We start from the raw sequence: 20134 nt of genomic DNA, 5'->3' as shown, positions 1-20134 counted from the left end.
GACGCGAAGCAAATTTTGCGGATGAACGGAGGCTCCTTAAGATTTTATGGAGCCTACCAGCATGCCTTGGATGAAATGCTTTTGCAGAAACGGATACACCAGCATGATCGGCACGGTCGCCACCACGATGACGGCCATTTTGACTCCCTCCGGAGACAGCTGGGTGAGCAGGTCGCCATTCGGGTCGGAGGAGCCGAACATATCGGCGAAGACGATTTCGCGAAGCCGCACCTGCAAAGGCACGAGCGTCCGCTTGTTGATGTAGTAGACGGCCGCTGAGTACGTGTTCCAGTTCGCTACCGCGTAGATGATGCCCATCGTCGCCATCGCGGGGCGGGAGAGCGGCAGCACGATGTGCCAGAGCAGCCTAAGCTCGCCGCAGCCGTCCATTTTGCCCGAGTCCATCAGCTCGGCGGGCAAATTCATAAAAAAAGAGCGCATCACGAACAGGTTGAACGCGCTGATCGCCGACGGAAGCATAAGCGCCCACAGCGTGTTAAGCAGCCCGAGCTCCTTGATCAGCAGGTAGTTCGGAATAAGCGGCGCGTGGAAGATCAGGGTGATCAGGATGAGCAGCAGGATCAGCTTGCGCCCGAGGTATTCCCGGCGGGACAGCGGATAGGCGAGTGAAGCGGTCGCGGCCAGGTTGATCAAGGTGCCCGGTACGGTCACGATGAGGCTGTTGCGAAAGGCGAGCCAAATCGAAGGGTCCCTCAGGATGAATCCGTAATTTCCCGTCGTCCAGCCGACCGGCCAGAAGGTAACTTGTCCCGTGTTGATAGCGACGCTGCTGCTGAACGATTGGGCAATGACATGCACGATCGGCAGCACCATGCTGAGCCCGATCGCGCACATGGCGGCCGCGATCAGCGCATGGCCCGTCCGCTCGGCTTTGGTGAAAATCATGGCGTAGCGCCTCCCATCTCGGCTTGATGTAAGTTCAGTAAAGGCTTTCTCCTGTCGTTCTCCGGCTTAAGGCGTTGCCGATCATGATTAACGCGAGACCGACGAGCGATTTGAACAAACCGACCGCCGTCGTATAGCTGTATTGACGGTCGACGAGTCCGGCCCGGTAGACGTAGGTGTCGATAATTTCGCCGTTTTCGCTGTTCAGCGGGTTCAGGAACACGTACACCCGCTCGAAGCCGAAGTCGAGGAAATTGCCGATATGGAGCAGGAACAAAATCGTGATCGTCGGCAAAATGAGCGGCACGGTGATCGAAAACGTCTGCCGCAGCCGGCTGGCTCCGTCGATTTGCGCGGCCTCGTACAGATCCGGGTTAATCCCTGCAATCGCGGCCAAGTAAATGATCGTCCCCCAGCCGCTGTCGCGCCAAACGCCGGCGCCCACGAGAATGCTGCGGATGTAGCTTTTTTCGCCGAGGAAATAAATCGGTTCGATGCCGAACATCTTCAGCATGTGATTCACGAAGCCCGAGGTCGGGGACAGCAAACCTACGATAATGCCGCCGACGATAACCCACGACAAGAAATGGGGCATGTAAATGACGGTTTGGATGATTCGCTTGAATATGGCGACACGCAGTTCATTGAGCAGCAGCGCGAGCAGGATCGGTACCGGAAAGGCAAAGAGGAGATCGTACAGTCCGATCAGCAGCGTATTTTTCAGAATGCCGATAAATTCGGTGTAGGCGAACATCCTCTGAAAATGCTCCAGCCCGACCCACGGCGATCCGGAAATCCCGCGAAAAATATTGTAGTTCTGAAAAGCGATCACCGATCCGGCAAGCGGAATATACTTGAACACAAGAAAAAACAGCACGCCGGGTATCGAAATGATGTAAAGCAGCGCATGCTTGCGGATAAAAGCGCGCTTCTGCCGGGCGGTCGCGAACTGAAACGGAACATGTTCCGCCGCTTCCCATTTGCTTGCCATAAATCACGTCTCCTTTATTTGCAGATGCTTGGCGGTATTTCGCCTTTTTGCGGTCAGTTTGCGCATATATTACTGTATCATTGGCGGCAGCGCACCATAATGTCCCAAATGGATATGATTTTGGTTGAAATAAACATGTTTTAGGTGGTAAATCGTTAAGGCGGTTGAAATTTACCTGATTTTAGAATATATTAGGTATTGCCTAAATATTTTAGTTATCAGCTAATTTATGTTGGGGAGTGAGAGGTTCCATGTTAGTTTGGATGCTGCGAAAAATAATGGCCGAGAGAGGAATTTGGACGGGAGCCGCACTCGCCCGGCTGCTTAAGGAGAAGGCGGGCTACCGGCTGTCCGCGCCTTCGATTCACGCTTTGATGACGGGACAGCCGAAGCAGATGAAAGCGGAAACGCTGGACGCCTTATGCATAGCGCTGGAATGCACGCCTAACGATTTGTGGGCGTTTACGCCGTCCGGCAAGGGAGCATAGAAGAGGAGGGCTGGACATGACGGTTAAATCGATCGTTCCGTTCGGGGACCCAATATTAAGGAAAAAGGCGAAGCCGGTTGCCGAGGTAGGGGAAAGAGTCATCAAGCTGCTGGACGACCTGACGGATACGCTGTACGCGAAGGAAGGGCGCGCGGGCTTGGCCGCTCCGCAAATCGGCATTTTGCGAAGAGTCGTCGTTATGGATTGCGGAACCGGGCTGATCGAACTGATTAACCCGGAAATGCTGGAGATGAGCGGGGAGCAAGCCGGCCCTGAAGGCTGCCTGTCTTTCCCGAATTTTATCGGCAACGTGAGGCGCGCCATGCATGTCAAGATCAGCACGCTGACCCGCAGCGGAGAGAAGCGCGAGCTGGAAGCGGAGGGATATTTGGCCCGGTGCATCCAGCATGAGATGGATCACCTGGACGGCGTGCTGTTTATCGACCGCGTTCAAGAGGATACGCTGTACCACGAGCATACGAAGCAAACGGTTCGTGTGGCGGACGTGATCCGTCTGAGCAATCAAGGGGTGTAGCGGCGACGTGCTGTTGACTAAGGTAGCGTTACGAAAGAGGATATCAATGCTGAAAACCAATATCCGCATCAAAGGGTCGTCCATTCGGATGGCTTTTTATTTACGTTAAAGATTTTGCATGTTATCAGCGGAAATGTTGAAATTGTTGGCTGTCCACGGAGACTTGGGGTATGTCATGGCTCGAACGCTGTTCATAACCTGTAACGGTTGTGACAGAGCTTATTTGGCTTAAAATGCTCATTTTCAAATTCTGACGGTTACCAGCGAGCTTATTTGAAGGATTATCCGATAGGAGGCCTTCCTTTTGCCCAAATAACCTCGTCCAGAACCGTTACAATTTTAAAATCGGCAATTTCCTTGTAATAATCGCTATGGCAACCGTTAGAATTTTTATCGCATCCAAGTTCAAATTATCTTCAACCGAAACTGCTCGTCAGAGTGGTTTAATCGACAACGCAGAAGAACGCATCGCTGAAAAGGGCTTCCGTTTTTTTACATAGCTCCGTACGTTATGAAACATAATAAAACGGCGGCTGGCAAGGAACATTTTACGATCTCGGAACGTCTGTAAGGCATAACATCAGGAAAGGAGTCAAACATCCATGCACACAACTTTTTCTCTATATAAAAAAGGAGGACATCTGCTGCTGGCTGCTTTTTTGCTGCTGACGGGCTGTCAGGCCTCGGCCTCTTCCCATCCGGCGGGCAGCACCGCGCCCGGAGGGGCGGCCGTTTCGCCGCCAGCTGCAGGTGCGGACCAGCCGGACAACGGCAATAAACCGGCAGCGCCGGACGCAAGCGGCAATGCCGAAGCCGCAAAGCCGGGAGATCGGCCTGCTGCGCCGTCCGCCGGTACGGGCAGCGAGCCGGCTCCGGCGACAGAGCCGCGGAAGCTGGCCGATATGTATTTTACCAACGAACGTTTGGGCTGGACGGTTGGAGAAACGAAGATGGGCTCGACGATTTGGAAAACGTCGGATAAGGGCGCCTCATGGAACAAATCCGCTTTGCAGGGCGTGTTCGTAAGGGGAATCGGCTTCGCAGGCGAGACCCAGGGCTGGGCGGTCGGAAAAACGGACTGCCGGGAGCAGCAGGGAAGCCGCTTATGCACCGGTTTGCAGATCTCCCATTCCGCGGACGGAGGAAAAACGTGGAGCACGCAATGGACGCAAAAGGTACAGGACGTTGACTTTTACAGCAAAGATAAAGTGTTTGTGGTGAATGAGCGGCAAGTGTACGCGATCGCCGGGAATCGGATGCTGCGCACCGTAGATGGAGGTCAGCATTGGAGCTTGGTCGATTTTCAGATCGGGCCGTTCCTCGCGGAACAGGCTGTGTTTTTGACGGACGGTAAGAACGGCTGGGTCATGGGACGCGTCGGAAAAGGCTGCAAGCCGAACGAATCGACGGGAGAGCAGTGCGCGGTTGCCGTCGTGAACACGGCGGACGGCGGGCAGCACTGGAAGCTGCAGTGGTCGCCGGACAATTCGACGGGGCTGCAGACGGTGGGCATTTCGTTTATTAACCCGAGCAAGGGCTGGATGATGATTTTGAGCATGGAGACGCTGCAGTCCAGCTTGTACGGAACGACGGACGGCGGGACGCATTGGTCGAAAATTTCCGAGATGCGGGGCGGCAGGCCGTATACCCGGGGGCTGCAGTTCGTCTCGGAGACGACCGGATTTGTGCCGCTAAGCGCGGGAGCAGGGCCGGTCGGCGGCGGTCTCGCCGTGACCCGGGACGGTGGGAAGAATTTCGAACGCAAAATTGAGGAAGGCAAGGAGTGGAGCTTCGAGCAGCTGCAGTTTTTCTCCGAGCAGGCCGGCTGGGTGCGCGTCTTCGATCCGTCTAAAGGTGACTACCTTATGTATACGGCTGATGGCGGCAATACGTGGAAGACCAGCGTTCCGCAGCAGTAGAGCGGGATTAAAGAAAGAATCCGCTGGAAAGACAAGTTATGGTCTAATATGTCACTAGGGAAGGAGGTGAGCCTACTTGGATCACTTTGCATCCCTAGTGATTTTAGTTTGCGTTATGGTGGTCGCTGTTTGCTACTCTCAGCTGCATGCCAAAGCTCGATTCGGCAAGGTTGGGATCGAAGTGAAATTATGGTACATTATAACTCAACTTTCGCAGCTAAGATCAGTCAGTAAACCCTTGATATAGTTGGGCAAACCAGCAATCCATTGTTGGACTTGACAAATAAGTGCAGACCTCTCCCTTTTCGTCTTGGTTTTGGTCAACTCCAAGAAGAACACCACGATTTGTTGTAGCGCCGATTTGAAGTCAAGTTCCCGAACTTCGTCTGCAAATAGGAAGAAGAGACCTCCAAGTGAACGAGCATCCTGATTCGCACGACGTTCCCATTCTAATAACAAGTAACGACTGAACACAATCGTCGTATGGCAAATCAGCGAATCGAACGATCTGCCTTGGAACTCCGTCCCAAGCTTCAAATGGGATTTAGTGAATTTAAAGAAGGTTTCTATGCTCCACCGCATTCCGTAAATCCTCACGATTTCCGTGTCGCTCAGTTCGGTATCGGTGCTCAAGATAACAAGCCATTCCCTACGACAGTTACGGTTTTGCACAAATACGAGTCGAATTGGCAGTCCACAAGCTGTTTGAACAAGAAACGAGCCGAGTACATCTATTTTGGTCGATCGCGGCAGCCTTTGGTAAAGCTCCTTCAACGTGACGAGGTCTTCACCCAAGACATAGCGCTGCTTCATGTCCTTGATCATCCCGATGACGTGAAGCCCTTCCGACATAAGGCTTCGCAAAAGTGGCGCTTGCGTAAACCAGCTATCCATGAGCACAAAATCAGCAGCAAAACCAGCCCGAATCGCACGTTTGAGTAATTCTACGACCGCATCTGGCTTACGGGTGAATGCTTCCAAGCGACGCTTATATCCTTGAGTCCGCTTCGACAAGTTATCTTTTATTTCACAAAAACGGTTGGTGATCTTAGCGGAACTGAGCATGACAAAATCGATGGGAGCAAAACTGAAGCCATCCGACCAACCCAGCGTGAGCATATTGTAACCGCGGACGAATCGACCTGTCGTATGATCATGAACGCGAGCCAACAGTTCTGCTTTCTTGCTTCGATTTCGCTTCAAAACAGAATCGTCTACGATAAACACGCGAGTACGAGAACTTGAAATGAGAGATTCGAAGCGCCGAACAACCAAGAGACTTAGGCTATGAAGGAATTTACGCCACGCAAAGCCGGAATGGTTAAGAAAACGATAGATGACGTCCTTGCCGGGCACCGAGGAGCGCTCACTCTCTAACAGGCGATACCAATTACGCTGTTGGAAAACAAGCGTGAACAGAAGCTGAAAAACTTCCAGCGCTGGCATACCGAACGACTTGCGAATGCCGGCCTGGCGCAGCAAGTGGCCGATTTTTAAAGTAACAAACAACGATGTAATTCGATGCAAACTCTTTTCAGACAGAGCGTTCTGGTGTACCATGAAGATACGCACCTTTCTGTTTGGAATGGGGATCTGGACAATTTCCATTTTACCAAACGAAAGGTGTTTTTTCTGTCAACTCAAAGAATTAATCGTCCGCAACCCGCACCACATCTGGCTTAGGTTAGATTTTCAAGGTGCGAAAGTTGAGATTATAACTTATACTTTCAACTGATCTTTTTGCTTGAACCCCGCGCGGGCCCTTTCGGAATGCGCATGATCGCGGCCGTTCCATGTCCGGGAACGCTTTGCAGCAAAATGCCGCAGCTTTCGCCGAACACCATCTGAATGCGGCGGTGCACGTTGACGAGGCCGATGCCGCCTTTGCGGTCGCCTTTTCCCGCATGAAGGTCGGTGAGCCTGCTCGTGCGCAGCAGCTCGCTCAGCTCCGCCAGCTTGTCCGGCGGGATACCTTCCCCGTTATCCTCCACCATAATTTCAAAAAAATCGTCGGTCATGCGGCCGTCAATACGTATGCGGTGGCGGTCTTCGATGCCGTCCGGAAAAGCATGAAGGAACGCGTTTTCCACAAGCGGCTGCAGCGTCAGCCGAACCATATGGTGCAGCAAATATTCGGAGGGGATCGCCACCTCCACCTCAAAATGTCTCCCCGTCCGGTGGTTTATGATCGCCATGTAATTCAGCACGTGCTTCAACTCGCTCGCCACCGTAATTTCCTCCAGATCCGTCTGCACGGAGTAACGCAGCATATACGCCATCGAGCGGACGATTTCCTTGATCTCCTCGGATTGCTGAATGACGGCGTACGCGACGATCGTCTCCAGCGTATTGTACAGAAAATGCGGATTGATCTGCAGCTGCAGCGCTTGAAATTCGGCGGTTTGCCGTTCCATCCGGATTTTCTGGTTAGCGAGCTCGGCTTCATAAACTTGGGAGACAAGCTCCGACAGCCGGCCGACCATCAGGTTATAGCTCGCGACGAGGCCTTCGACTTCGTCGCCCGTTTTCGGCAGCGGGAGCGTCGTCCAATTCCCTTTCTCGGTCTCGCGCATTCCGCCGACGAGCTCCCGGATCGGCCGGGTAATCGTCGAGCCGAAGCGGAAGGCGAGAACGACGGCGATCAGCAGAGTGATCAGCCCGACCCAGGCCGTTGTCCAGCGAATGCCCGAAACCGGCTTGCGCAGCTCCTCCACGGGTACGGACAATACCAGATGCCATCCGGAGTAGTCCGATTTGCGGCTTATAAACATGCGGTCCTCCCCGTCGGAAGGAGAGATAAACCGCTCCCCGGTCTTCCTGCCGATATGTTCCCAGAGCACCGGCTCGAGTTTGCTGCCGATCCGCGACGCGTCCGGATGGTACACGAATTCGCCGTCGGCGTCGACGATATAGAAGTAGCTGCGCTCGCCGAGATGGATGCGCCGCCAGAGCCGGGCGAGCTCCTGCGACTTGATTTCCATGCCGAGGATGCCTTTGAACTCCGGCGTTTTTCTGCCGGATATCCGCCTGGCCATCGTTACAACAAACGTGTCTTTGATCCCGGAAAATCCCGTGTTCAGCACCGACATCTTGCCCTTATCGTTAATCAGCGGCTCGAGCTCCCGGGCGCGCCCCACCAGAAATTCCTCGTCGATCGGGCGCGAAATCGCGGAGTTGTAATCGTAGGCCGCCCTTCCGTTGCTGCCGATCAAATACACCATGATGACCTCGGGATTGCGGATGAAAATCGGCGCGATGCCGCTTTCCTTAATAGAAGCCCGATACGCATATGCCTCGTAGTCATCATCCGCCTTTAAATCGAGAAATTCCTTGACGCGTTCATCCGCCATAAAAGAGAGCGTCAGCCGCTCATAGGCTTGAAGATACGAATCCGTCTGCTCCAGAGCGTTATCTACGATCTGCGACATATACTGCTCGTTTTGCTTGTCCAGCTCGGCGGTCGAACGAAGGTAAACGGCAATGCTGACAGTCAGCAGCGTAAGCAGGATGACGGTCAAAAAATAAACGGTCAGCCGCCGGGATAAACTTCGCGTCATCATTTGATCCCCATCCGGCTCCGGTACTCCGAAGGAGTGCAGCCGGTCAAACTTTTGAAGATGCGGACAAAATGCGGGTAACTTTCGTAGCCGACCTCGGCCGCCACGTCCGTCACCCGGTAATGAGGCAGCTCGAGCAGCCGCTTCGCCATCTCGATCCGCTTTTTCGTTTTATACTGGACAAAACTCATCTGCGTCGTCTTCTTAAACAGCGAGCTCAAATAGGAGGGGGTGAGACCGATCCGCTCGGCCACCTCGTCCAGGGTAATTTCCCCGGCGAGGTTTCGATCGATGTACGCCATCATTTCATCCGGCACGTTTTTTTGGCTGCCGCCCCGTTTGAGCGCAAGCTCAGCGGCCAATTCGAACAGCGCCGTTTCAAAAAAATGCTGCAGCTCCGCCGCGGACATCTCGCGGTCCGAGGCATCCGCCGCAAGCTCGAATTCAAACACATGCCTGGCATTAAGCCTTTTCACCAGCAAGGACAAAATATCGTGAACGAGGACCCGCAGCTGATCTTTGGGCAGCAGGTTCGTCATGACCGTCCATTCGCTCAGGAGATCGTGAAGCTCCTGCCCGTCCGAGGGGCCCCATATCGCGGTTTCCGTCCGTTCCAGCCATTCTTCGTATTGTGAGATGGAAAAGGGCACGCGGGGGGATTCGCTCAGCAGCTTGCCCAGCACCGGATATAACTCGGCCTCAGTTACCGGCTTGAGCAAGTATTCCTTGACTCCGAAGGACAGGCATTTTTGCGCATAACCGAAGTCGCCGTAGCCGGAAATAACTGCGACCGCAATCGGCTCGTCCATGTTATGTACAGCCTCGCAAAGAGACAGCCCGTCCATCCTGGGCATGCGGATATCGGTCAGCAGTACGTCCGGAGGTTCGCGGCGAATCCGCTCCAGCGCTTCCGCTCCGTTCGCCGCCGTATGCACGGTAAGGGAGGCGTCGTAGTTTTGCGTCATGACGGCGAGGCCTTTGAGAATCGTCGCTTCATCGTCGACAATCAAAATCGATCTCATGCTAGTCCCTCTTTTCTGTAAGCGATAATGATGGAAGGTTACGGTTTCGGCTTGATTTCGATGACGCCGGTTTTCCGGTTGTAGCGCTCGGTCGCTTCGCGGACCAGCTCGTCGCCGCCTTTGCTTCTCCACTCCTCGATAACTGCGGGCCAGTCCGATATCGGCTCCTTGCCGTAAATCATTTTGATCATATGGTTCAGGACGAATTTGCCGTATTGGTCGATGTTCATCGCCAGGTCCGGATATTTGGCGGCTCCCGAGAGGTCGGGCGTAAAGACGATTTGGGAGCGGCCAACCTTCACCAGCACCCGGTCCAGCAAGTCGATCGTTTTGCGGCCGTCCGCGCTTTGCTCCATCCTCAGCTTCACACCGCTATAGGTTCCGTCTTTAAACACATGAAGGAAATCGAGCATGTCCTGATCGTTGATTTCTTCAGGCGTGACGGGCTGCCGGTAAACGATGGCTCCATCCTTTATATGGTAAGTATCGCCTTCAATCCCCAGGCTGAAAAAACGGTCCGCTTCCTCCGTCAGCATCCAATCGAAATAAGCGACGATCCGTCCGGCTGTCTGCTCACTCACTTTGCCGCTTATGTAGTACGAGCTGATCACCGGCGCATACAGCGTATAGCCGCCCCCGCCGTCCGGACCGAACGTGGACGGGATCGCCTCGACGGATGCGGAAGGGACCGACTGCCTGATTTGGCTGTCGAATGCGCCGAGGCTGGCGGCGTTGCCCGTCCACATGCCGCTTTTGCCGGCATAGATCATGTTGGCGAACATCGTAGGATTGATCGTCGCAAATTCTTTGGAAATGAGCTTCTCGTCATACATCGTTTTGTATGCCTGAAGAGCTTGCATCATCCGTTCTGCGTGAAAAAACTTCGGCACGACCCGGTCTCCCTGCCGTTCCCAGGCGGGGAGCACGTCGTAAGCGGCGAGCGGCAAATCGGCATATTTGAATGCTTCGCGCATTTGGTACGGCTGCTCCACGCCAAGCTTCTTGAACGCCCGCAGCACATTCAGCACGTCGTCCATCGTTTTCGGCACGGGCAGCCCGCTCTGCTTCAGCAAGTCCATACGCAAAAACGTCGTGCGCCGGGCCGGGTTGGACAAAAATTGCGGCAGCGCGTAAATGCGGCCGTTATAGGAAACCGAATCCCAGGCTTCCTTCGGTATCGTTTTCAACAGATGTTGGCCGTACTTGCTGAGCAGATCGTCAAGCGGCCGGAACAACCCGGCCTCCACGGAGCCGTTCATCCGCGCATCGGCCGGCATGAAACCTTGAACGACGTCGGGCAGCTCGCCTCCGGCCAGCAGCAGCGACAGCTTTTGCTCGAACTGGTTGGTCGGAAGCACCTGGTAACGGATATCGGCGCCTGTCAGCTCCGCGAGTTGTTTCACCCATTTATTGGATTGAATGTCATTGGCCGATTCGGCCGCCTTGTTATTGTTTGCGCTTACAGCAAAGGAAAACGAAATGCGTTTGCCGGAGGAGGCCGGGGCCGGTTTCGGGCTGAGGGGGGTATTCGTATTTTGCGTACATCCCGCCGCCAGGGTTACGGAAAGCAGCGGCACGAGCAAACATATAGGCCGGTTCTTCATAGGGTTCCCCGCTTTCGGTGGTTGCCTGGCTTCAGTATACCTTGAGGTTAGTCCCGTAACAATATGGAAAATGCGGCGCAAAAAGCTCTTACAGGTGCAAGCGGCACACCCGAAAGAGCTGGCTGCGAAATGGTTTTAAAAACTATTTCGTGATTTGAATATTGGAGAATTGAATTTTCGCTTCCGGCATGCCGGAGTAAATTTTGCGATAAATGCCCCATTTCGGCCGGTTGAAGTCGGCATCGGTTCTCCAGTTGTCCTTCGTGCCGCTGTATGACATGATCGAGGTGCCGTCCAGCTTTTTAAGCGTCATGTTGATCGAGCCGCTATCGGCATTTTTCACGGTGACGGTCGCTTCCACCCACGTGCCGTCGATATTGGAAAACGGCGTTTGCGCAAGCGTAACGACTTCATCCATCGTAGAGCCGATCGGGCTGTGGCGGAACTTCAAATAGCCGTCCTGAACCGTGAACGTGAGAATAGGAGCGCCGTCGTCGCCGCCGGAAGCTTTGAGCTGGAAGATGTGGTGGAAATTCCCCGATGACGATACCGGATAAGGGCTCATCGCGCGGAATCGCCATTTGTACGTGACCGTCTCTCCCTTAAACGCCTTTACATTGTCCGGCGAGCTGTTGTAGGCTTTGATTTCCACCCGCTGCCGATCCGTGTTGCTGCCGTCGAGCGCGTCCTCATCCGACGAATCGCCGGCCCGAATCTGGAACACATTTCCGACGCCGCTGGATGTCGTTTCGCTCAGGTGGCTCGCATCCGTAGGTCCGTCGACCGGATCGGAGCCGAGATACTGCTGCAAAATTTGCAGCGCGGTTTTTCCGTTATTCGGTCCGTCGGAATTGATCGTGACCGTGGCGGCGTAGGCGACCGCGCTTCCGGCCGCCAGCGCCGTGACGAGCGCGGCCGTCGCTGCCAACATGCGAAGCTGCTTTTTCATGAACATCATCCTCCTGATCATAAAGGTTTTTGCCGCTTTCTTGCCGGATCGAAGAGTTCTTGTCCACCTCCATAAGCGAAATTAAACCAAGGTCAACAAGGGGAGGAGCGTACGCGATTGTCCTCATCTGCCGGGTCGACCTTGGTTTAATTGTAAGCGTTTGCGATCGGGCCATATATGGCTGAAACTGAGCGAAAATTGGAAAAAATCACTATGTGCCTCGGGGGCCAAGAGTAAAATTGTCGGGTTGAGCGGGGCCATAACGGAACTATAGTTCGCTAAGGGGGGCGATTTCGGTCATTTTTGAAAATTAGCGGAACTGAGGTGTGCTATTTGTTCAGCTGCACATTACACACGGCATTTTTACGCGATTTAGCGCATCTCAGTTCCTTTATTTTTTCAGATATGCTCATTTACCCGAGAATAGCGAACGTCAGTTCCTTTATGGTTACAAACATTCATTAAAGCGGGACAACCGTTCTTAGTCAGTCCGGTCTGCCAGGCCTTCCCCTGCGGGTTTGTCCACGACTGTGCGAACGATGGTTACGAGCGGGGGCCGATCCGGTCTTTTTGAAGGTGCTAGGACTTCGCACAAGCCGGATCGTCTTTAGCGTACATCGCCGCTACGGCTTCCGCGCGGATTTTCAGCTCGCGGCGCAGCTCCTCCGGCTCCGCCACCTCCACCTGCGGACCGAGGCCAAGCAGCGTCTCGCAGGCGGCGTCGAAGCCGTCGAAGCGGATGTCCGCGAGCCATACGTCGTTATCGTCGGCAGGCCGCGCGTGCTGGACGGAGACGAACCGCCGCTGGCCGAGAACGCGCAGCAGCTTGCCGTCCAACCGGACCCGGGCCGTATACTGCGGCAGGCTCGCGTGAAATTGCGCCGTCGACTGCTCCCAGTAAGCGGCAAGGTCAAAATGCTCCGGGCGGGCAAACGTTTCGCCCGTCCCGTCCGCGGCTTCGATCCGGGAGACGCGGTACGTGCGGATGCCGCCGGATGGCGCCGCGGCGCCTTCCGCGTCGGCGGCCGGGGCAACGGGGACGGCTTCCGCGAGGTCGCGTCCCGCGCCCCCGCCGCGCTCCTCCCGCGCCGCCAAAGCGGCGCCGCCCGGCGCTGCCGTCGAAGCGGCGACTCCGGCCTCTTCGCCGGCCGACGCCGGCTCATGGACGAGCGCCACTACGTACCAGGCGCCGCTTTTGGCCACGAGGCCGAGCGGGTCGATCTCCCGTCGGACCGTGCCGTCGTGCCTGAGGTAGACGATGCGCAGCCGTTCCTGCGCCCACACCGCCTCCTGGATGCGCAGCAGGTGAGGCACCGGCTCGCGCGACCGGTTCCAGCCGGCGCCGTCGATGTGGATGCGCTCGCGGACGAGGTCGATGTCCTTGCGGTACATCGCGGGCAGCGCCGCCTGCAGCTTCAGCCGCGCGCCCTCGAGCGGCTGCTCCAGGCCGAGGTCGTGCAGCGTCGGGGAGGCGCTCAGCAGAAGCAGCGCCTGGGCGGCGGCCTCTTCTTTTTTCAGCCCGGTGAGGCTCGTGCGGAACCCTTCGGCAAGCTGCCAGCCGCCGCCGGAGCCGCGCTCCGCGAACACCGGCACTCCCGAGGTGCTGAGCGCGTCCATGTCCCGCAGGATGGTCCGCTCCGACACCTCCAGATGCTCCGACAGCTCTTTGGCCGTCATTTTTCCGTGAGCTTGCAGCAGCAAAATAATGGAAAGCAGGCGATCCGCTCGCATGGGCATGTCCTCCTCATCAAATCATGATCCTATTGTACCAAACAAATAAGACAAGGGATGTCATATTGGCTCCGGTAAGATAAAAAAGCATACGAACTGCAATCCAAAAGTTCATGAAGAACATGGAGGAGAAGAACATGAAACCATTGCAGGGAAAAGTCGCCGTAGTCGCAGGAGCGACCAGGGGAGCGGGCAGAGGAATTGCCGCGATGCTCGGCGAGGCGGGAGCCACCGTATACGTAACAGGCCGTACGACCCGCGAGCGGAAGTCGGATATGAACCGCACGGAGACGATCGAAGAGACTGCGGAGCTGGTCACGGCGAAAGGAGGCGTCGGCATTCCGGTCCGGGTGGACCATTCGGTGGAAGCCGAGGTGAAAGCTTTGTTCGAACGCGTCGGGCGGGAGCAGGACGGAAGGTTGGACATCCTCATTAACGACATATGGGGCTGCGATCCGCTGAACGTATGGGGGCAGACGTTCTGGGAGCATTCGCTGGCGGATGGGCTGCTCACCCAGCAGCGGGCCGTGCATACGCATATGATCACGAGCTACTACGGGGCGCCGCTGATGATCGCCCGCAGGCAGGGGCTGATTATTGAAATTACCGACGGCACGGACTATGCGTACCGCGGCAATCTTTACTACAGCCTGGCGAAAATTTCCGTCATCCACCTGGCGGAAGCGATGGCGGCCGAATTGAAGGAGCATGGCGTAACGGCGCTGGCGCTGACGCCGGGGTTTTTGCGCTCCGAGGCGATGCTCGATCACTTCGGCGTGACGGAAGCGAACTGGCGCGACGGGGCGAAGAAGGACCCACACTTCATCGCTTCGGAAACGCCGTATTTCGTCGGCAGAGCCGCCGCCGCGCTCGCCGCCGATCCGAACGTGTCCGAAAAAGCCGGCAAAGCGCTCAGCTCGTGGGACTTGTCCCGCGAATACGGCTTCATGGACATCGACGGCAGCTCCCCACATTGGGGCGACTACTTTCAAAAGCATGTGTTAAAGGAGCAGTGACCGGCAATCCTCAAAAAAAAAATAACCCCTCGGTGCGGCACCGCCGTATCCGAGGGAGTTATCGGTTGTTTTTAATAACCTGGTTGAATATATTTTCATCCGTTTTCTCTGACTTGTCCTCCTGGCCCGGTCGTTTGTCCAGGATCGCGAGAAGCTCCTCTTTCGTGACGGGGGCGGCGTGGGGCATAAGCTCGTAGCCGAGCCCGCCGTCGGATTCGATGGTGGCGACTTTGACGTCGGATATGTAGGAAATGCCTTTCTGGCGAAGCCTCATCTCCAGTTGGCTTTGCGTTATGCGCAGCTTTTTCAGGCTCTGCTCAAGCACGGTGCCATCCTGGATAACGAGCGTCGCCGTGCCGATCATGTACTTTTCGAGGAGCCGCGACTTCAGCTGCAGCTTTTGACAAACGATCAGAAACAAAATGAACACCGCCGTTACGGTAATGACCTGCCAAAGCTCGTTTTCCTTGATGGCATGGCCCATCGTCGTGCCGATGGCCAGGATGACGATGATTTCGAGGATGGTCATCTGAGCGACCGATTTTTTTCCGGCGAGTCGGAGCAGAAGCAGGTTGGCGGACAGAAGAATAACCGCTTCCCATAAGAAATTGATGGCCATAGTTAAAAACCCCACAACGGTCTAAGTATTGTTCTCAGTATGTGAATTTTTCCATCGCGAAATACGTCATGGGCTGAAGTAATTCAGAACGGCCAGGTTCTTCCGCGGCCTAACACCGCTCTAGCCCGGGATAAGCAGCTCATCTTGCGACGCGGCCAAGCCGATATTACACGGCATTCGCTGCGGCGTGGTCGGTGCCCTGCTTCTGATGCCTGCCTTCTTTGCTTTCTTTGCCTTCCCTGCCCTTGCCGCTTCCGCTGAGCGGGCTGACCGACGATCTTTGCGCCATCGCGCTGCTGCCGGTGAACACCGCTCCTTCCATGACCTGGAGCGTCGTCGCCTCCATATTGCCGATCAGCTGGCCGGTAGGCATCACCGTCAGCCTGCCTGTAGCCTGTACATTGCCGTGCACGGTGCCCGCTATGACGACATCTTTGGCCAATATACTCGAATGCACGACCGCGTGTTCGCCGATGACGACCTCGCCGGAGCATTCGATGTCTCCGACGACCTTTCCTTCCACCCGCAGGTTCGTTTCGCAGCTTACCTTCCCGTCGCAAACCGTATTTTCGCCAATGATCGTTTCAACGGCAGACGATGCTTTTTTGACTGACAGCAAGCGCAACACAACCTTTCATTTTGATTTTAAAAAAGGTACCGGATCGATTTCCACGCGGTTTCGACGCACCTCGTAATGCAGATGGGGCCCCGTGCTGCGGCCGGTCGAGCCGACCAGAGCGATCTTTTGGCCTTTGGCGACCTGCTGGCCGGGTTCGGTCAATATCCGGCTGAGATGGCCATAAAACGTCTCGATGCCGCCTCCGTGATCGATGCGGACAAAATTGCCGTAGGAGCTGTCCGAACCGGTTTCGCGGACGAGGCCGTCCGCCGTGGCGAAGACGGAGTCGCCCAGCTTGCCGGCGATGTCGAGGCCGCTGTGGAATGCGGGCTTCTGGGTGAAAGGGTCCAGACGGAGGCCGAAGCCGGAAGTGACGGTGCGTGACGAGGAGGGCCAGATGGAGGGGGTGATCCGGCGAAGACGGTCGGCTTCCGCGAGCTGCTCCTTCGAATCGCTCAGATGGCCGATCAATGCGTTCATTTCGTCCGTTAATGCCGATAAATCCGATCTTGTGGTTTCTACGAGCAGATCGGCTTGTTCGCCGGTGACCTGCCCCGCGGTTCCGCCGGTCCCGCCCTTCGGCGAAGAACTCGCGGGCTCCTTCGGCGGCGTGGACGATATCGGACCGCGGGTAAGCGCCTGGATGGAGCTCTCCAGCTTTTTGACCTCCTGCAGCCGAAGCTTGAACTCCTCCGTTTGCTCGGACAGCTCGATCAGCTCGCTGTGCAGCTTGTCGAGTTCGGCGTTTTTTTGCATGATCGTTTCATTCAAAGCTTTTTCCTGATCCTGATGAATCTCCTTAAGCGCAGTGGAGTCGCGAATGTGAGCGGCCTGCAGTTCATAGACGGTCAGCCAGGAGCCGGTCAGTACGAGCAAAGCGGCGGCCGGAACGGCGTACAAGCTGAACGGCGAAAGCTTGAACCGGACGATGCTGCGGCTTGCGTCCGGAATGATCATTAGCGTCAGCTTTTCGCGTTTGCGCTGCGGCTTCATAGCTCGGCTTCCCCTCCCCTCATCTTCATTTTCAGGATGTCGGACGACCGGTATATTCGATTGTATTCGCTGACCGGGTCGAACATGCCTGAATCGTCCCGATTCATTGGAGACGCCGGGAAACGAAGAAGATTTTACAGGAAGGGTTAGGAAAAGGTGGTAATATGAAAGTAATCCAAATAGAGGAGGCGGGAACATGGAATCAAGTCAAGAGCTCGATCTGCACAAAAAAGTGCTGCTGCCCAAATATGAAGAAATATTGCGCCGGATCGCCGGGGCATGCGATCAGTTAAGCGAGGAGGAGCTCGCATGGCGGCCGACGCCGGAAAGCAACAGCATTGCCAATCTGATCGTCCATATTTGCGGAAATATTCACGAAAGAATCGGGGCCGGCATGCTGGGCCGCGCCTCGGTACGGCGCCGGGAAGAGGAGTTCCGTCCCGACGTCGCTTATTCCCGCGAGCAGCTCATGGCGATGCTGCGGGATGCATTTGCCGTGCTGTGCCGAACACTGGAGGAAGCGACGCCGGAGCTGCTGCTGAAGACGCAGACCATTCGGGGAAAAGAACGCAGCAACCTGGCTTTGTTTCATCAATGCGCCGGCCATTTTTCCGAGCATCTCGGGCAGGTGCTGTACATCGCCAAAATGCGGCTCGGCGGCCGCTATGAGTCGACAAGCATTTAACGCAGCTGTGCGTTAAAGCCGTCCAAAAGCACCTTTAGCCCGAAATGGAATTCATCTTCCCAATGCGCGCCGGTCGAATAAGGGGCAAGCCGAATCAGATGAGGAAACTTGTCCCGCGGCAGCCGGCCGTACGTCTCCAGATACTGCTCTCCGAGCGACTTCACATCCACCTCTTTTCGCTGCGCCATGCCGGTCAGTCGGACCTCTTCCGAAACGAACCCCAGCACGTAATTTTTCAACATGCCGGACAGCCATGGAATTTGTTCGTCGCGGAATCCGGCGGCGTCGAATACCTTGTACAAAGCTTCGATCTGCTGCAGCCGATAAGGCCCAAGCGCGATAGTTGAGCCGAAAATGTCCGCCGCATCCCGATGTTTGTGCAAAACGGCCCGAAAGTGTTCCGCCCAGCGAACCATCTGATCTTTCCACGGTAAAGAAGCATCCGCCCAATTCATTCCCATCTCCAGGCTGATTTGATCGGCAATCAGCTGCAGCAGCTCATCCTTATCCTTGACGTGATAATACAGCGAAGCCGCCTTGACGCCGAGGGCGTCGCCGATTTTACGCATGCTCAGTTCTTTCAGGCCGACCTCGTTTAACATGTCCAGCGCTTTTTGCACGATGCGCTTCCGGTCAAGCGGGATGTGGGCCGACTGTGCCGAGCCTGCTTCCCCTGCGAGATCCATCGGGTAAATTCGTTTCCGGGCCACGATCATTTCCGCCTTTCGATTGGAAAATTTGTCTTGACAATTATATCATAACGGAGTTATTCTAACGATGTTAAATTTAATCTAACGATGTTAGATATTTATGGAGGACATTTATGAATAAACAAATAAAAGTTCATGTGATGCACTGCGGGGACGTTTTGGTTGACCGCCGTCTCGCTTACCGGGACGAAGGGTTCGGGCATGTGCCGAAGCTCGGAGAAAGATCGGAGGAGCATCACATCTGGACGCCGGTATCCTGCTATTTGATCGAACATCCCGCAGGGAGGGTCGTTATCGACGCGGGGTGGAGCGAAGAGGTGCGCAGCGATCCCGAAGGACATTTGGGTTATGCCTATCACTACTGCCGGCCCCGGCTTCCCTCAGGGCAGTCGGTTCGGGAACGGCTCGCCTCCAGAGGGCTTACAGCCGAGGACATTCGTTATGTGGTTATTTCGCACCTCGACGTGGACCACATCAGCGGCCTGCGAATGCTGGCCGGGGCTCAGTCGATTATGGTCAGCGAGCCGGAATGGCAGGCTGCCACTTTTCAGAAGAAGAGATGCGAGGGCATCCTGATCGAGCCTTTTGCACTGGAGCCGATTCCCTTTGGTCCTTACGGGCTCGGGAAGGATCTGTTCGGGGACGGGACGGTCTATCTGGTGTTCACACCGGGGCATACGGCCGGACTTTTGTCCGCGCTTGTGAAAACGGAGAAGGGTTGGCTGCTGCTCGCTTCCGATGCCGGATATTCTGCGGTTTCCTGGAACGAAGAGGTGCTGCCGGGGCATATGAGCGATGAGAAGATGTGCCGGGACACCTTCCGGTGGATCCGGGAGTTTTCCGGCCGGGACGATTGTGCAGCCGCGATTGCGAATCACGACCCCGCCGTCAGGTTCGGGGACTACCCGGGTAATTGAAAATTTTTTAAGAGGAGCTGGATTTCATGAAAAAATTTATCGAGTACGGCGAGGCGGACACCGCCGACATTCAGGCGGTCGCCAAATACGCCAATCATTGTGTAAGTGAGACATGGGAGGATGTTCTGAACGAGCAGCGGGAGGAGCTCTTGAGGATGTTCGAACAATACGGAGACCGCGCCTACGGAGTGTATATTCAAAAGTTTACGGCCCCTTTGTTCGACGAATTGATCGAAGCCGGTTTTCAGGTTCGTCCCGGCTTTCATTTATCCGATTCGGTGGAAAATTGGGGACCGCCGGAAGAGCGGGAGCGGTGCGCCTGGTACGCGGTCAAGCGGCCGGACGGCACATCGCTCGGCACGCTGGTGCTGCAGGTGTTCCACTCCCATACGCAGTTTCATATTCCGGAGCCGCCGCGTGTTTTTGGCATCGAAGAGACGGAACGCGAAGCGGTTTTGGATAAAATCGGAGCCGCTGCATTGCGCACGGGGCATGTAAGCCGAAATACGGGTTATAAGGAAGCAGCCGGCGATATTCAGAAGTGGGAGTACAGCACGGAAACCGGACTCGGGGATTACGCCGGTTATCCGGGCTTCGACTACGCTTTGGCCAAATGGGGCCGGCATGGCTGGGAACTCGTATCGGTGACGCCGCATCAAGACCGGCTTATCGCTTTCTTCAAGCGCCCTGCACCATAGAAGAGCGTACAAGGTTGCCGCCCGCAAACCAATGGGTTAAGATAACACTTGACACCATAGGTTAAGTGATATAAGATTGTCACAAATATTTTTAAAATACGTTGATAAGGAATAGTACGATTTTTCAAGCGAACAGAGAGCTGTTGGACGGTGCGAAACAGCCGCGGAGATAATC

At 55.5% G+C, this 20134-nt stretch carries 19 protein-coding genes and 1 other annotated feature (1 of these 20 cut by a window edge); of the genes, 7 read left to right on the top strand and 12 right to left on the bottom strand.

Going from position 1 to position 20134, the window contains the following annotated elements; genetic code table 11:
• Positions 1–36: 36 nt before the first annotated feature.
• Together MYS68_RS26975 and MYS68_RS26970 are read right to left on the bottom strand one after the other, a co-directional pair.
• The gene (locus MYS68_RS26975; RefSeq protein WP_248928795.1) at positions 37–906 is read right to left on the bottom strand and encodes a carbohydrate ABC transporter permease; all 870 of its coding nucleotides are present in this window, start codon (positions 904–906) and stop codon (positions 37–39) included.
• Positions 907–940: 34 nt separating this feature from the next.
• Complete coding sequence (locus MYS68_RS26970; RefSeq protein WP_248928794.1) at positions 941–1897, bottom strand: ABC transporter permease; 957 nt, start codon at positions 1895–1897, stop codon at positions 941–943.
• A 251-nt stretch (positions 1898–2148) separates the two neighbouring features.
• On the opposite strand from MYS68_RS26970, the gene MYS68_RS26965 reads away from it, so the two are divergent.
• From MYS68_RS26965 to MYS68_RS26955, 3 genes are all read left to right on the top strand, one after another.
• Positions 2149–2385, top strand: a complete 237-nt coding sequence (locus tag MYS68_RS26965; protein ID WP_248928793.1) for a helix-turn-helix domain-containing protein — start codon at positions 2149–2151, stop codon at positions 2383–2385.
• Between the two features lie 16 nt (positions 2386–2401).
• Entirely contained in the window at positions 2402–2920 is a 519-nt protein-coding gene (def, locus tag MYS68_RS26960; RefSeq protein WP_248928792.1) for a peptide deformylase, read from the top strand.
• Between the two features lie 602 nt (positions 2921–3522).
• Positions 3523–4839, top strand: coding sequence for a WD40/YVTN/BNR-like repeat-containing protein (locus MYS68_RS26955; protein WP_248928791.1), 1317 nt, complete (start codon positions 3523–3525; stop codon positions 4837–4839).
• 204 nt (positions 4840–5043) lie between these two features.
• Here MYS68_RS26955 and MYS68_RS26950 read toward each other — a convergent pair whose 3' ends face one another.
• The 6 genes from MYS68_RS26950 to MYS68_RS26925 form a co-directional block, all read right to left on the bottom strand.
• Positions 5044–6399, bottom strand: coding sequence for an IS4 family transposase (locus MYS68_RS26950; RefSeq protein ID WP_248928649.1), 1356 nt, complete (start codon positions 6397–6399; stop codon positions 5044–5046).
• A 167-nt stretch (positions 6400–6566) separates the two neighbouring features.
• Positions 6567–8399 (bottom strand): cache domain-containing sensor histidine kinase, encoded by a 1833-nt coding sequence (locus MYS68_RS26945; protein WP_248928790.1) that lies wholly within the window; start codon positions 8397–8399, stop codon positions 6567–6569.
• The gene (locus tag MYS68_RS26940; RefSeq protein WP_248928789.1) at positions 8396–9418 is read right to left on the bottom strand and encodes a response regulator; all 1023 of its coding nucleotides are present in this window, start codon (positions 9416–9418) and stop codon (positions 8396–8398) included. The genes MYS68_RS26945 and MYS68_RS26940 overlap by 4 nt, the downstream gene beginning before the upstream one ends.
• Before the next feature lie 38 nt (positions 9419–9456).
• Positions 9457–11022: an extracellular solute-binding protein gene (locus tag MYS68_RS26935; protein WP_248928788.1), complete on the bottom strand. Its 1566-nt coding sequence runs from the start codon at positions 11020–11022 to the stop codon at positions 9457–9459.
• A gap of 142 nt (positions 11023–11164) precedes the next feature.
• Entirely contained in the window at positions 11165–11971 is an 807-nt protein-coding gene (locus MYS68_RS26930) for a heparin lyase I family protein (protein WP_248928787.1), read from the bottom strand.
• 579 nt (positions 11972–12550) lie between these two features.
• Complete coding sequence (locus MYS68_RS26925; protein ID WP_248928786.1) at positions 12551–13702, bottom strand: helix-turn-helix transcriptional regulator; 1152 nt, start codon at positions 13700–13702, stop codon at positions 12551–12553.
• 137 nt (positions 13703–13839) lie between these two features.
• Between MYS68_RS26925 and MYS68_RS26920 the strand changes: the two genes are divergently transcribed.
• Positions 13840–14718: an SDR family oxidoreductase gene (locus tag MYS68_RS26920; RefSeq protein WP_248928785.1), complete on the top strand. Its 879-nt coding sequence runs from the start codon at positions 13840–13842 to the stop codon at positions 14716–14718.
• A 58-nt stretch (positions 14719–14776) separates the two neighbouring features.
• On the opposite strand, the gene MYS68_RS26915 is transcribed toward MYS68_RS26920, so the two are convergent.
• From MYS68_RS26915 to MYS68_RS26905, 3 genes are all read right to left on the bottom strand, one after another.
• Positions 14777–15337: a DUF421 domain-containing protein gene (locus MYS68_RS26915; RefSeq protein ID WP_248928784.1), complete on the bottom strand. Its 561-nt coding sequence runs from the start codon at positions 15335–15337 to the stop codon at positions 14777–14779.
• Between the two features lie 166 nt (positions 15338–15503).
• A complete protein-coding gene (locus tag MYS68_RS26910; protein ID WP_248928783.1) occupies positions 15504–15956 on the bottom strand; it encodes a bactofilin family protein in 453 nt (150 codons plus the stop codon).
• Between the two features lie 15 nt (positions 15957–15971).
• The gene (locus MYS68_RS26905; RefSeq protein WP_248928782.1) at positions 15972–16949 is read right to left on the bottom strand and encodes a M23 family metallopeptidase; all 978 of its coding nucleotides are present in this window, start codon (positions 16947–16949) and stop codon (positions 15972–15974) included.
• Between the two features lie 196 nt (positions 16950–17145).
• Here MYS68_RS26905 and MYS68_RS26900 point away from each other — a divergent pair, with 196 nt between their 5' ends.
• Entirely contained in the window at positions 17146–17634 is a 489-nt protein-coding gene (locus MYS68_RS26900) for a DUF1572 family protein (protein WP_248928781.1), read from the top strand.
• On the opposite strand, the gene MYS68_RS26895 is transcribed toward MYS68_RS26900, so the two are convergent.
• Entirely contained in the window at positions 17631–18344 is a 714-nt protein-coding gene (locus MYS68_RS26895; protein WP_248928780.1) for a TetR/AcrR family transcriptional regulator C-terminal domain-containing protein, read from the bottom strand. The genes MYS68_RS26900 and MYS68_RS26895 overlap by 4 nt on opposite strands.
• Positions 18345–18457: 113 nt before the next feature.
• Here MYS68_RS26895 and MYS68_RS26890 point away from each other — a divergent pair, with 113 nt between their 5' ends.
• Together MYS68_RS26890 and MYS68_RS26885 are read left to right on the top strand one after the other, a co-directional pair.
• On the top strand, positions 18458–19261 hold the full coding sequence (locus MYS68_RS26890; protein ID WP_248928779.1) for an N-acyl homoserine lactonase family protein: 804 nt from the start codon (positions 18458–18460) through the stop codon (positions 19259–19261).
• A 26-nt stretch (positions 19262–19287) separates the two neighbouring features.
• Complete coding sequence (locus MYS68_RS26885) at positions 19288–19959, top strand: DUF6022 family protein (protein ID WP_248928778.1); 672 nt, start codon at positions 19288–19290, stop codon at positions 19957–19959.
• Between the two features lie 92 nt (positions 19960–20051).
• Positions 20052–20134 (top strand) — a binding site (T-box leader); it runs 183 nt beyond the window's last position.

The organism is Paenibacillus hamazuiensis (assembly GCF_023276405.1).
GTDB classification, from domain to species: Bacteria; Bacillota; Bacilli; order Paenibacillales; family NBRC-103111; genus Paenibacillus_AF; species Paenibacillus_AF hamazuiensis.
This window is presented reverse-complemented; position numbering and strand designations above follow the sequence as displayed.